The organism is Mucilaginibacter sp. UR6-11, from assembly GCF_020880695.1.
In the GTDB taxonomy this organism is placed as follows: Bacteria; Bacteroidota; Bacteroidia; order Sphingobacteriales; family Sphingobacteriaceae; genus Mucilaginibacter.
Map to the genome: position 1 here is coordinate 1 of NZ_JAJIWO010000009.1, position 16,348 is coordinate 16,348.

Annotated in this window: 13 protein-coding genes; 3 read left to right on the top strand and 10 right to left on the bottom strand. The window is 44.5% G+C overall.

The window, feature by feature from the left end; genetic code table 11:
- Window positions 1-236: 236 nt before the first annotated feature.
- The 9 genes from LJ658_RS17525 to LJ658_RS17565 form a co-directional block, all read right to left on the bottom strand.
- Window positions 237-740: a DUF6265 family protein gene (locus tag LJ658_RS17525; protein WP_230547843.1), complete on the bottom strand. Its 504-nt coding sequence runs from the start codon at window positions 738-740 to the stop codon at window positions 237-239.
- A 137-nt stretch (window positions 741-877) separates the two neighbouring features.
- Entirely contained in the window at window positions 878-1,609 is a 732-nt protein-coding gene (gene pgl / locus LJ658_RS17530; protein WP_230547844.1) for a 6-phosphogluconolactonase, read from the bottom strand.
- 15 nt (window positions 1,610-1,624) lie between these two features.
- Window positions 1,625-3,139 (bottom strand): glucose-6-phosphate dehydrogenase, encoded by a 1,515-nt coding sequence (zwf, locus tag LJ658_RS17535; protein ID WP_230547845.1) that lies wholly within the window; start codon window positions 3,137-3,139, stop codon window positions 1,625-1,627.
- 30 nt (window positions 3,140-3,169) lie between these two features.
- Entirely contained in the window at window positions 3,170-4,591 is a 1,422-nt protein-coding gene (gene gndA, locus LJ658_RS17540) for an NADP-dependent phosphogluconate dehydrogenase (protein ID WP_230547846.1), read from the bottom strand.
- A gap of 1 nt (window position 4,592) precedes the next feature.
- Window positions 4,593-5,216, bottom strand: a complete 624-nt coding sequence (locus LJ658_RS17545) for an HAD family hydrolase (RefSeq protein WP_230547847.1) — start codon at window positions 5,214-5,216, stop codon at window positions 4,593-4,595.
- Window positions 5,217-5,222: 6 nt separating this feature from the next.
- A complete protein-coding gene (gene tal / locus LJ658_RS17550) occupies window positions 5,223-6,320 on the bottom strand; it encodes a transaldolase (RefSeq protein WP_230547848.1) in 1,098 nt (365 codons plus the stop codon).
- A 100-nt stretch (window positions 6,321-6,420) separates the two neighbouring features.
- Complete coding sequence (rpiA, locus tag LJ658_RS17555) at window positions 6,421-7,128, bottom strand: ribose 5-phosphate isomerase A (protein ID WP_230547849.1); 708 nt, start codon at window positions 7,126-7,128, stop codon at window positions 6,421-6,423.
- Between the two features lie 72 nt (window positions 7,129-7,200).
- Window positions 7,201-9,210 carry a transketolase gene (tkt, locus tag LJ658_RS17560; protein WP_230547850.1) on the bottom strand — a complete coding sequence of 670 codons (2,010 nt, stop codon included), beginning with the start codon at window positions 9,208-9,210 and terminating at the stop codon, window positions 7,201-7,203.
- A 30-nt stretch (window positions 9,211-9,240) separates the two neighbouring features.
- Window positions 9,241-9,993 (bottom strand): ROK family protein, encoded by a 753-nt coding sequence (locus LJ658_RS17565; protein WP_230547851.1) that lies wholly within the window; start codon window positions 9,991-9,993, stop codon window positions 9,241-9,243.
- Window positions 9,994-10,518: 525 nt separating this feature from the next.
- On the opposite strand from LJ658_RS17565, the gene LJ658_RS17570 reads away from it, so the two are divergent.
- The 3 genes from LJ658_RS17570 (at window position 10,519) to LJ658_RS17580 (ending at window position 15,376) form a co-directional block, all read left to right on the top strand.
- A complete protein-coding gene (locus LJ658_RS17570; RefSeq protein WP_230547852.1) occupies window positions 10,519-12,021 on the top strand; it encodes a Gfo/Idh/MocA family protein in 1,503 nt (500 codons plus the stop codon).
- A 129-nt stretch (window positions 12,022-12,150) separates the two neighbouring features.
- Window positions 12,151-14,886: a beta-galactosidase gene (locus LJ658_RS17575; protein WP_230547853.1), complete on the top strand. Its 2,736-nt coding sequence runs from the start codon at window positions 12,151-12,153 to the stop codon at window positions 14,884-14,886.
- A gap of 82 nt (window positions 14,887-14,968) precedes the next feature.
- Window positions 14,969-15,376: a hypothetical protein gene (locus tag LJ658_RS17580; RefSeq protein ID WP_230547854.1), complete on the top strand. Its 408-nt coding sequence runs from the start codon at window positions 14,969-14,971 to the stop codon at window positions 15,374-15,376.
- A 72-nt stretch (window positions 15,377-15,448) separates the two neighbouring features.
- Here the strand turns inward: LJ658_RS17580 and LJ658_RS17585 are convergent, their stop codons facing one another.
- On the bottom strand, window positions 15,449-16,348 hold the full coding sequence (locus LJ658_RS17585) for a hydroxypyruvate isomerase family protein (protein ID WP_230547855.1): 900 nt from the start codon (window positions 16,346-16,348) through the stop codon (window positions 15,449-15,451).

Genomic DNA, 16,348 nt, shown 5'->3' on the forward strand with positions numbered 1-16,348 from the left:
ATGTGAAGTATCAGGAGCAGGAAGAACGAAAAGAAGATGGCTCGACTGATTTGAAGTTGTTTTGACGAATACCTCTTTCAGAGGTTAGAATAAAGCCCCCACCTTAGGTGGGGGTTGTTTACTCTATTGCACCAGACTGATTATTTCTATTCTGATATGCTCGATTTAAAAGTATTTCAAATAATAAACAGAACCAAGTCCAGGACGGGAAATACAAATCCTTTATATCCGATGAGCTATTTTACCTTATTAAACACAAACAGGTCCTTAAAAACCCACTGGCCATTCTCCTTGCTGCCGCGGGCTATCGCAAACCGGCTGGATGAGCGCTTTTCATACAAGATACGCAGGTCGCCGTTTACATTTTGGAATACCGCGCGGTCTTTACTTGCCTCTACAAACAGGTAACGGTTGGGGCTATCTTTTTCCTCCTGTCCTAACAGGCCGGGTTTAAAATGTTTTACCAATGATGTCAGCCCCTGGTCGGTTTGTTCATAAGCTAAGATCTCGTACAGGTCGGCCTTATCACCGTTCATCATGCGCATAAAACCGAGTATGTTATCGCCGGCAGGCGCCAGCCAAACCGCCTCTATCACGCGACCCTCGGCGGTAGTTGCTTTCCAGTGGCCCTCAATAAAACTGATATCGGAAAATGAACCGCTTTTGGCAGGAACCTGAGCGAAAGCAGCCACAGGGAATAAACCGGTAAAAACCAGCAAAATAACGCAAATGCATTTCATGACTCATGTAATTTAGGAACTTAAAGATAGGGATTCCTGTTGATTAGCCCAATTCAATTACACGTCAGAAAAAATTTCCTTAAACAACACAGGGTCCCCATCTGGAGACCCTGTGTTGTTACTGTTTGGTAGTATTCTTAATATTGTTCTTCCAGATCAGCAGCAGCGGCTTCATCTAAAAACCAATGTACTTCGCCGGTGATTGAGTCAATCAGCTGGGCCGGATAATTCTCAATATCTTCTTCGTCTTCCAGCACATGATGCACCGCAACAGCTTTACTTTCGCCATAAACCAGGAAGGCTATATTTTTAGCCTCATTAATTAAAGGCGCGTTTAGGGTAATGCGGTAGATCTGTTTAGCCGGCAAAAATGGCGCCTTAACAGAGGGGGTAACATCATGCAGCACCTCGGTATGAGGGAACAAAGACGCAGTATGCGCATCATCGCCCAAACCTAACAGTACCAGGTCAAAGCTCATTTCGTCGTCATCAAAAAACTCAGCTATTTGCTCGGCATATTTTTGGGCGGCCTCGTTTGGTGTAAGCGTTGTATCAACCGCGAAAATGTTTGCAGCATCAATATATAAAGGCTCAAACAAAGCTTTTTTAGCCATCAGGTAATTGCTTTCCGGGTCGTTTTGCGGTACGTTGCGCTCATCGCCAAAAAAGAAATAAACCTTGGTCCAGTCTACACTATCGGCATAAGTGGTTGACGCTAGCAGCTCATACAATTTTTTTGGTGAACTGCCGCCGGATAACGCCACTGAGAATTTGCCGCCTGCAGCAATGCTTTCATTTGCTGTTTTTACGAAGTATTGTGCTAAAGCATCAACTACTTCATCGGGGGTGTTGAATATATTTAAGTTCATGGGTTAAAGGCTTTTTTACTTCTTCGTATTCTTCAACGGTAAAGAGAACCAGTTAAAACCATCACGGGCAATTAATGCCTCGGCGCTTTCAGGGCCCCATGCGTCGGCCGAATAGTTAGGGAAATTTAAGCTTTTCTTGTTTGTCCAGGTGCTTAGTATCGGCATGATCAGGTCCCAGGCAGCTTCTATCTGGTCACCACGCATAAACAGGGTTTGATCGCCCAGCATGGTATCCAGTAATAAAGTCTCATAAGCTTCGGGTGCCTGGTTGGTATAGGTGCCTTTATAATCAAACACCATATCTACAGTATTTAAGATCATATCCAGTCCCGGGCGTTTGGCCTGTACCTGTAAACGGATACTCATTTCCGGCTGAATGCTGATGATCAGCCTGTTTTGTTGCCAGCTTTCGGCTGCTTCGGTAGGGAATATTTTATGCGGTACGTCTTTAAACTGTATGGATATTACTGATGATGATTGGTGTAATCTCTTACCGGTACGCACATAAAATGGTACGCCCTGCCAGCGCCAGTTATCAACAAAGAATTTTATAGCAGCAAAAGTTTCGGTGTTTGAGTTAGGGTCAACCTTAGGCTCTTCGCGGTAGCCCGGTACTTCCTTGCCTTCCATCCATCCCTTCGCGTATTGGCCCCTTACGGCCGACATACGTACGTCCTCAGGCGAAAACCTGCGCATGGCATGTAATACATCAACTTTGCGGTTGCGGATCTCGTCGGCGTTAAAACTAACCGGAGTTTCCATGGCCACCAGGCACAATAACTGCAACAGGTGGTTCTGGATCATATCGCGCATGGCGCCTGATCCGTCGTAATAATCGCCACGGTCCTCAACACCCAATTGTTCAGTAACCGAGATTTGTACGTGCTCAATATAATTACGGTTCCATATCGGCTCTAAAATAGAGTTGGCAAAACGGAAGGCCATAATATTTTGTACCGTTTCTTTACCCAGGTAATGGTCAATATGATAGATCTGCTTTTCGTTGAAAAGACCGGCCAGTAATTTATTTAATTCCCTGGCTGATTCCAGATCATGGCCAAATGGTTTTTCAATTACAATACGTGTCTTCTCTACATCGGTTGTCAGTTTAGCCTTGGCCAAATTGGATGTGATGATCGGGAAGAATGACGGCGATACCGCTAAGTAATAAATAACATTGGCACGGGTTTTCCACTCGGCGTTATGTGCTTCTATGCGTTTGCCAAACTCTTTATAAGTTTCGGCATCTTTAGCGTCTGATACCTGGTAAAAAATGTTCTTTTCAAACTCGGCCCATTTATCTTTTTCGGTTTTCCCGCTTCGCGAGAAATTGTTGATATCCTCGTTCAGATTTTTTCTGAACTGCTCGTCGGTTAACTTGGTGCGGCCGGTGCCGATGATCGAGAATTGTTTCGGCAAATATCCGTCAAGGAATAGGTTATATAACGCCGGCGCAAGTTTGCGCGCGTTTAAGTCGCCTGTGCCGCCAAATATGATAAATATGGTTGGCTCTGATTTTATTGTTGACATAATATGTATATGCTATACTTCTGTTTTATATTAATTTTTAGCTACCCATTGGGTGTGGAAAGTGCCTTCTTTACCGATCAGCTCATACGTATGAGCCCCAAAATAATCGCGTTGCGCCTGTATCAGGTTTGACGGCATGCGGCCACTGCGGAAAGCGTCAAAATAACTTAAAGACTCTGCATAGCATGGAGCAGCTATACCTGCAGCAGTAACAGCCGATACAACAGTACGTGCACCATTTACAGCGCTTTTCACTTCGTTAGCTACACCAGTGTCTAATAACAGGTGCGCCAAATTAGGGTTAGCCTGGAAGGCGTTGTAAATATCATTCAGGAATATAGAACGGATAATACAGCCGCCCCTCCATATTTTAGCAATCTCATCCAGTTTCAAATCATATTTAAATTCGGTAGATGCCCTTGATAACATGTGGATACCCTGCGAATAGGTAATGATCATGTTGAAATAAAACGCTTCCTCCAATGATTTGATGAACGCATCGGTATCAACATTTAATTTACCCTCAACACCACCGTATATGCCTTCGGCCTTAACACGCAGGTCCTTGTATTTTGACAGGTCGCGCATTGATACTGATGTATCAATTGTAGGGATAGGGGCCTGCAGGTCCATAGCCACCTGTGATGTCCATTTACCGGTACCTTTTGCACGGGCCTCGTCTTTAATATCATCTAATAATAAATGGTCGGTACCCGGTGCTTTGTATTGAAAAATATCGCGGGTCACTTCCATCAGGAATGATTTAAGGCGGCCCTCGTTCCACTCGGTAAAGATCTTACCAATGGCTGCGTTATCCAATCCTAAACCTTTTTTCAGGATCTCATAGGTCTCTGCCAATAGTTGCATTACGCCGTACTCGATACCGTTATGCACCATTTTAACAAAATGGCCTGACGCACCGGGGCCTATATAGGTAACACATGGCACGCCATCAACCTTGGCCGCTATCGATTCCAGGATAGGCTTCATTACGTTGTACGCATCTTTATCGCCGCCCGGCATCATGCTCGGGCCGCGGCGGGCACCTTCTTCGCCACCGGATACCCCCATGCCAAAGAAGTGTATGCCTTTACCTTCCAGGTATTCAACCCGGCGGTTGGTATCAGCAAAGTACGAGTTACCACCGTCAATGATCAGGTCGCCTTTATCCAGTAATGGTAAAAGCTCTTCAATAACGTCATCAACAATTTTACCGGCAGGCACCAACATCATGATAGCCCGGGGGCTGTTTAGGCTTGATACAAATTCCTTTACATCATTAAAGCCCTTCAGGTTTCCGTTTGTGCTTTCTTGCTCTAATAATGCGCCTTTGCTGGCGTCCTTATCAAATCCGGCGCCTTTTACACCATGGTCGCCCATGTTTAGTAACAGGTTGCGGCCCATGGTACCCAGGCCGATCATACCGAAATCATATTTAGTTGGTGTGCTCATATTATTTGTTGTGATTTTCCTCTTTTAATTGTTGTAATATTTTTTGGGTCGATTCCAGGTCGGTGTGTAAAAAAGACTTTATACCCAGCCGCTGTGCTGCGTTGACAAACATGATCCGGTCGTCAAAATAAACACATTGATTAGGTTGCACCTGTGCAATGCCCATGGCCAGTTTCCAGATATTTGGATCGGGTTTGCGCAGCTTAACCTCGCACGACGACACAAATGCGTCAAAAAAATCATGCAGCTTAAACTTCTTAACCCGGTAATCATTAAGCTCCTTGCCCTCGTTGTTGATGGAGATGATGCGGAAACCGCAATCTTTCTTCCACTCTTTTAACCATTGAAGGGTGGGCAGCTCAACCGACTGCCTGTAAACAAACTCTTTAAAATCCTCTCTTGCAAAATCGCGCGGATGGTTAAAAATAACCGTGTCCAGGTATTCATCCAGCGTAACGCCCCCGGTTTCATAAACGTTGAAAATGAAGGTATGCAGGGCGTTCACCTCGGCATAATCAAGCCCGAATTTTTCGGCAGCCAGCTTACGCGACTCATGCCCCCAGCCGTTGGTTAGTATTACCCCGCCGATGTCAAAGAAAAGGATCTTCAGGTTGTTAGCTTCCATCCTGAATTATTTGCCTTTGTTTGCTTCGATAGCTTTTAGCAATTTTTCAAAAGGCGCATTAAATTTCTCAATGCCTTCATCTTCTAATTGTTGCGTTAACGCATCCAGATCAATACCGGCAGCTTTAACTTTATCTAAAACCTCCGTAGCTTTATCCAGGCCTTGCTCTAAAGTATTTGCAGCAACGCCATGATCACGGAAAGCCTCAATAGTTTCTAACGGAACGGTATCAACAGTATCCGGGCCAATTAAAGCTTCAACATATTTGGTGTCTTTAAATGCAGGGTTCTTGCTGCTGGTACTTGCCCAAAGCAAACGCTGTGGTTTTGCACCTTTGGCAGCCAATTTCTCCCAACGCTCACCGCTGAATACTCTTTTGTAGATTTCGTAGGCTTTTTTGGCAGATGCAATAGCAACTTCGCCTTTATACTCGCCCAAGCCTTTTTCGTCTAGTATCGGGTCGATCAATACATCAATACGGCTTAAAAAGAAGCTGGCTACAGATGAGATATGTGCGATATCATGACCTGCTGCCAGGTGATCTTCCAAACCTGCAATGTATGCCAAAGCAACTTCTTCGTAACGCGGCAAGCCAAATAATAACGTGACGTTGATGTTGATGCCCTGCGCGATAGATTTGCGGATAGCATCTAAACCAGGTTGTGTACCCGGGATCTTGATCATTACATTTTCGCGGTCAACCAGTTTCCAAAGCAATTTAGCCTGTTCAAAAGTTTCGGCACCTTTTAAAGCTAAGAATGGAGAAACCTCTAAACTTACATAACCATCGGCGCCTTTTACTTCGCCTTCATTGTAAAGATCTTTAAACAAATCGCAAGCATCCTGGATATCTTTAATAGCTAAGCCAAAAAATACTTCTTCGGTGGTTTTTTTACCGTCAGATAAAGCTTTAATATCCGCATCATACATATCGCTGCTGCTGATCGCTTTTTCAAAAATAGCCGGGTTTGAAGTTACACCTCTGATGCCGTCATCGTCAATTAGAGCTTTTAATTTGCCATTGCCGATAAATGCGCGGTCAATAAAATCAAGCCAGATGCTTTGGCCAAAGCTGTGTATTTGTTTTACTTTATTAGTTTCCATTATACTTTATTTTAATATCAATTTCTGTTTTATGGTAAGTTGGTTGTCTTTAGGCGTCAATAAGTGTACCACCAATTAAGTGTATTGTCATGCAATATTACTATTCATTTGCCGCCACCAAAACTTCTATGTTATAATTTATGAACAGGCCGCTTTCAATAACTCCGGTAATAGCCTTTAATTTTAGCTCAAGCCCGCTGTCAATATCATCAAAACGGACATCGAGCAACAGGTTGCCATTTTCGGTAATAACCGGCCCGTCTTTTCCGCCCGCCAACCTAAGCACAATATTGTTTGTGCCTAATGCATTAAGCTGTTCTTCCACATGCAACAATGCTGAAGGAAAAACCTCAACCGGAACCGGGAACTTCGAGCCCAGTTTTTCAACCAGCTTGGTGTCGTCAACAATGATATAGTTTAAAGGGCTGCTGCTGATTAACAGCTTCTCTTTAAATAAGGCGCCGCCCCGGCCCTTGATCAGGTTATGAGCGGGGTCTACCTCGTCGGCGCCGTCAAAGCACCAGTTGGGCTTATGCTCATACAAGCTGGTTAAGGGGATGCCAAGCTTACTGCAGGCCATTGAAATTTCAATAGAGGTTGGTATTGCAAGGATATTAAGCTTTTCGGCTTTTACCCGTTCGGCAATAGCAAAAAGGGTTAAGAACACGGTACTACCTGACCCAACCCCAATTACATCCCCGTCTTTTATTTTGGCAACAATTTGATCAGCCACCTTTTGCTTGCCTGCTCTATTTGTTATAGTGCCTGCCCAGCTTAGGTTTTTGATGATGTCGCTATTCCAAGTCATAGTGATGAGTTGTGAGTGATGAGTGGTGAGTGGTGAGCATAATACTCAAAACTCACCACTCAATGCTCATTACTATTTTAAAAGCGCTTTCGCCTTCTTAACTACGTTATCAACTGTAAAGCCAAAGAATTTATACAGCTCTTCCGCCGGGGCCGATTCGCCAAATGTGGTCATACATAAAGTGTCACCTTCGTCGGTAACATATTTATGCCAGCCCAGTGGCGATGCCATTTCAACAGCTAAACGTTTTTTAATGGTTTTAGGGAATACTTTCTCTTTGTAAGCCGCATCTTGTTTTTCAAACAGCTCCCATGATGGCATACTTACCACACGTGCAGCAATACCTTCTTCTTTCAGTTTAGCCTGCGCGTCCATGATCAAAGCCACTTCTGATCCTGTTGCCATTAAAATAACTTCAGGTGTTTTGTCTGAGTCTGAAAGGATATAAGCGCCTTTTTCCAGGTTATCAGCAGTAGCATATTTTTCCTGATCAATAATAGGTAAGCCCTGGCGGGTAAATACCAATACAGTTGGCCCGCCTTTTTTCTCGATTGCTACGCGCCATGCGTGTGCCGTTTCGTTGGCATCAGCCGGGCGGATAACCGTGATATTTGGGATCGACCGTAAAGAGATCAATTGCTCGATAGGCTGGTGGGTTGTGCCATCCTCGCCTAAACCTATACTATCGTGGGTATAAACAAAGATCGGGCTTATTTTCATAATGGCCGCCAGGCGGATAGGCGGGCGCATATATTCTGAGAACATCAGGAACGTTGCACCAAAAGGCTTAATGCCTTTGGTTAAAGCCATGCCATTTAAGGCAGAGCCCATTGCATGCTCGCGGATACCGAAGTGGAAGTTGCGTCCGTTACGGTTCTCTGATGAAAATGAGTTAGATTCTTTTAAGGTTGTTTCTGTTGACGGGGCCAAATCTGCCGCGCCGCCAATTAAGTTAGGGAAACTGCCTGCAATGGCGTTTAATACCTTACCCGATGCCTGGCGGGTAGCCATTTTAGGGTCAGAGCCTTTAAATACCGGTATTTTAGCTAACCAGCCTTTTGGTAGTTCGTCTTGAGCGGCGGCCAGATATTCGGCAGCCAGTTCAGGGAATTCAGCCTTGTATTTCGCAAACAGTTCGTTCCATTTTTTCTCGGTTTCAATACCGCGTGCGCCAATTTCGTGGTAGTATTTCTCAACTTCGGCAGGTATGTTAAATGATTTATCCTCGTCAAAGCCAAAGAATTTTTTAACCAGTTTTATTTCGTCAGCGCCAAGCGGTGATCCGTGCGAACCTGCGGTGCCTGATTTATTAGGGCTGCCGTAAGCTATTAATGAACGCACACGGATCATGGATGGTTTTTGAGTTTCGGCTTTTGCGTTAACTAAAGCCTGTTGTAAACCAGCGATATCGTTAGCGTCAGCAACCGACTGTACATGCCAGCCGTATGAACGGAAACGCGCGTCGACATCCTCGTTAAACGCGATATCTGTGCTGCCTTCGATAGAGATCTTGTTATCATCATATAAATAAATGATGTTACCCAACTCAAGGTGGCCTGCTAATGAAGCAGCTTCCGAAGTAACACCTTCCATCATATCGCCATCGCTGCAAATAGCATAAATGTGATAATCAAACAGGTTAAAGCCGGGCTTGTTATAACGGCCCGCTAAGTGTTTCTGGCCGATAGCAAAACCTACACCATTGGCAAAGCCCTGGCCCAGCGGGCCGGTAGTAACGTCAATACCCGGGCACAAACCATACTCGGGGTGGCCCGCGGTTTTGCTATGCAGCTGACGGAAATTTTTGATATCATCTAAAGACAGGTCATAACCCAAAAGGTGTAAAAAGCTGTATTGTAAAATACAGGCGTGACCTGCAGAAAGGATAAACCTGTCGCGGTTGGCCCAATCAGGGTTCTTAGGATTAAAATTGATAAATTCCTTCCAAAGTACGTGGCCCACAGGCGCAAGCGCCATAGCAGTGCCCGGGTGGCCCGAGTTAGCTTTTTGTACGGCATCTGCCGACAATATCCTTACTGTGTCAATTGCTAATTCCTCGATGTTTTTACTTTTTGAATCCATTTCCTCTTTTTTTGTATGGTGTGTTGTAATTTACTTAATTGTTGATGATGGCACTACCGGTGTAGGCGTTTTTTCATCCGCCCATAGTCTTGCCCCGCCTTTTATGCCGTCTTGGTTGGTTACCAGTTTCACGTTTTTGTCCAGCTTAAAAGTAAGCTCGCGCGCATTGCCGCCACCTATATATAAATAGTCGTAATTGAACAGTGTTTTTAAAACTTTTAAAACTTTTTCCATTCGGATGTTCCACTTCTTTTTACCTTCCAGGTCAAATGCTTTATCGCCTATGTAGGCATCATAGCTGTTATGCCTGGTGATGGGGCTCTGGCCTATCTCCAAATGCGGCAGTAGTTTACCATCTAATAATAACGCTGTGCCAAAGCCGGTACCTAAGGTAAGCACCAGTTCCAGTCCCTTGCCACTTACTACGCCAAGGCCCTGCATATCTGCATCATTTACTACGCGTGCAGGGTACCCTAGTTCTTCTTCCAGCTTTTTGCCCAGGTTGTAATTGGCCCAGGCTTCGTTATCTAAGTTGGGCGCAGTTTTTACGATACTGTCGCGTACATAGCCGGGGAATCCTACCGAGATCTTATTATAGCCGGTTAATGGTTTCGCCAGTTTTTTAATGGCTTTAACTATATTGTCAGGGTTAGCCGGCTGCGGGGTCTCCACTTTATTATAATCCATTAACAGTTCACCGTTTTGATCTAAAACTGTTGCTTTAATGTGCGATCCGCCTATATCAATAGAAAGAACTTTAAGTTGTGGAGATGTTTCGTTCATAACTGTATGGACGGCAAAAGTAATATGTATTTTGTAATATATAACAATCTTTGCTCAATATATAAGGTATTTTAATATTAAATCTGCGGGCGTAGTAGACTAATTGCCCTTTTATAACTAAAACCGCAGCTTTAGTGTAGAATAGACACGCCCGGAAACTTAAAAAACCGGGTAATTAGTCAGTCTTTTCATAAAAAAATTACAAAAAATGTACATTTTGTTAACCTATGCCCGCGATTTTAGCTTTTTGTAAGAACAGCATTTTGAAGATGCGCGTTTAAACATTAGCCGCTTGTATATACTTGTTGCCGATTGTATATTAAAAATGTTACGTTTTATAAGGCGTTTTTTTTAATAATTCGTATTTAATTTTATAATTTCAACCTTTCGATAGTCGTTGTTATATCATTGCAGGGATAAACCAATAAAAACAGTACGAAAACCTGCCGCATTAATTATTTGATGGTTACGGCTTTGATTTTAAACATTTAATACAACATAAAACCAACTATTAAAACTAATAACATGAAAGAAAATGAAGAAAAGGGAAACGCTCCTTCACGCAGGGATTTTGTGAAGCAGAGTGCCCTTGCTGCTGCCGGATTTACCATAGTACCTCGTTTTGTACTGGGTAAAGGCTACAGAGCGCCAAGTGACACCCTGTATTACGCCAGTATTGGATTAGGGGGTAAAGGTACCAGCGATAATGCAGAATTTGTTAGAAGCGGTAAGGCTAAGCCTGCATTTTTATGTGATGTTGATCAGGATTACGCTGCGCATGTGTACAATGCATATCCTGATGCTAAAAAGTATGTAGATTGGAGAGAAATGCTTGATAAAGAGCATAAAAACTTTGACGCTGTACATTGTGCTACACCAGATCATACCCACGCTGTAGTGGCTACAGCAGCAATGCAGCTAAAAAAACACGTTTACGTTCAAAAACCAATGGCACATGACGTGTACGAAGCCCGTATGATGGCCAACTTGGGCAAAAAACATAAAGTACAAACCCAAATGGGCAACCAGGGTTCGTCAAGCAATGGTGTACGCCAGATGATGGAGTGGTATGATGCCGGTGTTATTGGTGATGTTACCGAAGTTTATTGCTGGACAAACCGCCCGGTATGGCCTCAGGGCTCATACGGTGCTAATACCCCTCAGGGCTTAAGATGGCCTAAAGAAACAGCTACGCCACCCAGTACCCTTAACTGGGATTTATGGCAAGGTACTGCTAAAGCAAAACCTTTCCCAATCGGCACAGATCAACCGGGTGGCGTTAAAGTATTGCCATTTAACTGGAGAGGCTGGTGGGATTACGGAACCGGTGTATTAGGCGATATGGGTGCACACATCCTGCACGGCCCAATGAAAGTTTTAGGTTTAACTTATGTATCATCAGTGCAAACAAGTGTTGGTGCAGGTGGTTCACTTGAAACCGGTCCGGCATCAAGCTATACCGTAATGACTTTCCCTAAAACTCCTAAAACCAGCGGGCCTGTTAAGGTGCATTGGATGGATGGTGGTATTATACCTCCGCGTCCGGAAGAATTAGATCCTTCTGAGCATTGGGGTGAAGGCGACGGTGGTATGCTGTTTATCGGTACCAAAGGTAAAATGACTGCAGGTTGCTATGCATCACGTGCACGTTTATTGCCTGTGTCAAGAATGGACGAAGTTAATGTGCCGCAAAAAATTGAACGTGTTAAGGATGAGAACCACTACGCACAATGGGTTGAAGCTTGTTTGGCAGGTTATGGCAACATGCAAACCAGCTCGCCGTTTGAGGAAGCTGCACTGTTAACAGAAGCAATGTTAATGTGTAACCTGGCTATCAGAGGTGTAAACTTACCAAGGGTTTCAGAAGTTGTCGGTAAAGACGGTGCTAGTCATGAACGTACTACTTATCCTGCACGTTACATCAATCTTATTTATGATGCTGCTAACCTTAAGGTTACCAACGTTGATGAAGTTAACCAGTTTGTTAAACGCGAGTACAGACAACCATGGAAGCTTAGCGGAGTTTAATAAACCGCTTTTTAATATTATTAATATAAAAAGGAGGCGCTTGTTTACAGGTTGCCTCCTTTTTGTTTTTAAGAAAGTACTAAATTGCGCCCGTTATAAATGAGGAAATGAATAAAAGCGTGAAACTAAATGAAACATACTCGCTGGCAAAATAGCGCGACGATTTTAGGTTTCTATCCTCAGAAAAGAAATATATTATTTATGCGGAGTTTCTTATTTGCCCTATTATTTACCATAGTAACCATCAATGCCAATGCCCAGCCGGGCACCGGTACACCAACCCGCAACGACCATATTTTTCCGTCAGCAGCTATTGCAAGGCCCTATATTGATTATGATGCACGTGGGTTCTTAATAAATGGCAAACGTGTTTTCATTGCCTCGGCCGGGATGGAATACGCCCGTGTGCCGCGTGCCTTATGGCATGACCGCCTGTTGCGCCTTAAGCGTGCCGGGTTTAATACCATTGAAATGTACACCTTCTGGAATTTCCACGAAGCCACAGAAGGTCAATTCAATTTTACCGGCGACCATGATCTTGATGCCTACTTAAAACTGATTAAAAGCATGGGCCTGTATGCCATTGTACGCGTTGGCCCCTACTATTGCGGCGAGTGGAACATGGGGGGCTATCCAATCTGGCTAAAATTTAAGCCGGGTTTGCGGGTACGCGAGGATAACCCGCAGTTTATAGCAGCTGTCGACCATTTTTTTGATAAACTAATGCCTATCGTATCGCAAAATCAGGTCAATCACGGGGGCTCCGTTATTATGGTGCAGCTTGAAAACGAGCATCGCGCGGGCTGGGGGACGGTAGTCCCCAATACATACTTTAAGCATTTAAAAGATAAAACCGTTTCATTGGGTTTGCAGGTCCCCTATTTTTTTAGCGGGCTGCATTCGGGCAATGACCCATCCGGAGATTTTACCAGTTTGGATGACCCTGCACGGCCCAACCCGTGGTTTTGCCCCGAGTATTGGGGGGTATGGTTTTTAAACTACGGCCCACAGGATTTAGACTCGACACTATATGACCGGCGTACCTGGAAGATCCTTGCTCACGGCGGCAATGGTTATAATGTCTATATGGCTCACGGCGGCTCAAATTTTGATTATAATAATGATCGCGAAAATGCTGCCTCTTATGATTATGGCGCTGCCGTTGGCCAAACCGGCGACCTGCGGCCCATCTATTATGCCTTTAAACGGGCCAATTGGTTTGCACAAAGTTTCCAGGATATTTTAGAGAATAGCCTCGATTCAAAAGACGACCTGCCGACGGTAACCGATACCATGATAAAGGTTACGGTACGTAAGGGCCCTGCGGGATCTGTCGCATTTTTGGATAATCAGGATACGGTGGCCAGGCAATTTGATTTTAAGCCACCGGCAAATATGGGCCTCGTGGCTACCGGGACCATTACGTTAGCTCCCGGCGAGATTACACCGGTTGTGCAAAACTACCAAATCACAAATACCATAAAACTACTATGGGCGCCGGTACGGATTTATGGCTGTATCCCGCAGGGAAACACCACAACACTGGTATTAAGCGGCCCGGCAGGGTCAGAAGCGAAGTTGTATTTCTTTACTGGCGGCAAAAGTAAAGTTGCAACCACACAACAAAATTTCAGGGTGCCGCGCGGCCCGGGGTTAATTACATTTAATGCCATAGTTGCCGCCAATGCTCCGGCAGAATATTCTTTTTCCGCAGATAACCGGCGGGTGAGGATTCTTGTTGTCAACGATCAACTGGCAGCGCGCACCTGGTTTGCCGAAGTAAACGGACAAAATCATATTATCATCGGCCCGGAGTACGCCGCTGATCTGATCAGTAAAAACAATAAATTAAGTTTAACTACAGAAAAGCCATGGCTGGTTCACAACGCTTATCCTACATGGATATTTAAGCCGGTTGGTTCGGTTATGAAACTCGCTGCACCGGTAAAAATGATAAAGCGGAAGGTTACCATTAACCCCGGCCCGTGGCAGGTAAAAGATGCATCGTCGCCGGCGTTTCCCCCGTACGATGATCGTAAATGGCTGCAAAGTAAAGATCCGCTTCAAATGGGCGCCGATGGTGACGTTACGGCCTATGCCTGGTATCGGACTAAAATAAAAGTAGCTGTGACGGGAAGTTATATTTTGACATTAACGCATGCCCCCGAAAACGGTGCCCTGTTTTTGGATGGCAACCGCGCAGATACGTCGGTAATATTTCAAAACAAGATACCCCTTAATTTAAAAGCGGGTGCAACCCATACCATCGCCTTGTTTACATCGCACATTGGGCGAAATAAGCTGATATTTAAAATTGGACGGATAGATACACTGGATGTTAAAGGAATATCAGGCGCTGTGACTTTGCAGAAAGCAGACGGAAGCGGGCCCATAATAAAAGTTGAAAACTGGAAAATGCGCGGCGGCCCGTGCGACTCGCAAGCTGAGCGGGGAGAAGGGTGTGTTATCAGGTTCACTAACGCGCTACAACCCCACAACTCTGGGCGGGTTCCCGCCAAAGGAGAGCCGGCTGGCGGCGATATTTGGCGCGGCCTGCCCGGTAAAGCTTTAAACCGGCCCCAATTTTATCGCGCTGCATTAAACCTTTCGGCTTCCGGATACTCAAACACCATATGGCGCGTTAATACAAGCAGCCTGAGTGCGGGTTCGGTATGGGTTAACGGGCATAACCTGGGCAGATATCCGGAGAAAATAAAAGTAAACGGGATGTATATACCCGGGTGCTGGCTAAAAACCGGGGAAAACACGGTGGTTATTTTTGATGAAAATGGCGCTTTACCAGGTAAGGTTGTTATTGAAGCCGAAATATCCGCCAGCAGGGAAACGCAGACGTTACAGTTTTAAAACGAAACTGTTACAGTAAGTTTCCGATATTTTAATAATATTTGCAATTGATTAAAAACTAAATAAAAACTAAATAGAAAAAATGAAAAAGATACTATTATCAGCCGTATTAGCGCTTACTGTAGTTACTGTATGTTTGGCAGCCAGTGTTGACGGCGTTTGGAAGGGTCTTGTTGAGGGGCAATATAACATATCACTAACCCTAAAAACCGAAGGAACCAAATTGACCGGAGTTTTTGCTTTAGTGGATAATAATCCAAAATCTGAAAATCCGGACGAAGCAGGTTACACTCCTTTTGTGGCAGCACAAATGGGTAAAAACATCATTACTGATGGTAAAGTTGATGGTGATAACATTTCATTCACCACTACATTTAATGGTAAACCGGTAGTTTATAAAGGCGTTATTGCTGACGGAAAACTGGTGTTAACTACTACATTTGGTACAACACCAATAAAAATAACATTAAAACAGGCTCCTGTTAAATAATATAACTATTAGCATAAAAAAAGCCTCTTCAATTTTGAAGAGGCTTTTTTTATGCCGGTAATTTTCGGCTGATTATATATCACAAATTAACATAGACGCTTTTAAAGAAGCTATCTGTGCGTCCTGGTCATTTACTATCGGCAGGTACTCCTGCGCTATATAGCCGGTAAAGCCGGTGTCTTTTATAGCTTTGATAATGGCAGGATAATAAAGTTCCTGTGTGTCATTAGGTTCGTGCCTGCCCGGTACACCCGCTACGTGGTAATGCGCCAGGTATTGATGATTAGCCCTTATAGTGGCAATCACATCGCCCTCATCAATCTGCATATGGTAAATATCATACAACAGTTTAAAGTTTTCTGAGCCTAATTTTTTACATAACTCTACGCCCCACGGTGTGCGGTCGCATTGGTAATCATGATGGTTTACCTTGCTGTTTAATAACTCCATGCAAAGTATTACGCCATGCTTTTCGGCCAGCGGCAATACTTTTTTAAGTCCGGTTACGCAGTTTTCAAGGCCGGTAACATCATCCTTGCCTTCGCGGTTACCGCTAAAGCAAATCAGGTTCTTATATCCGGCAGCGGCCACCTTTGGTATCAGGTCGCTGTAGCTGGCTACCAGGCTGTCATGCTTTTTCAAATCGTTCCAGCCATTGGGGATAGCCACACCTGGTCCGTTACACATAGACGAGTACAGTCCATGCTTTTTAGCGATGGGCCATTCTTCAGGGCCTATCAGGTCAATTGCTTTCATGCCCATACCTGCGGCCGCGCCGCAAAGGGTATCCAGGTCAATATTGCCAAAGCACCAGCGGCATACCGAGTGATTGATATTACCTTTAAGTTTATAAGGCTCCGGCTTGGCTGTTGCCGGCGACGTAAATGCAGAAAGTGTGCCGGCGGCAGCTACTGCCCCAGTTCCGGCTATGATATTTTTGATAGCTGATCGGCGGTTTTGTGATGATCTCAT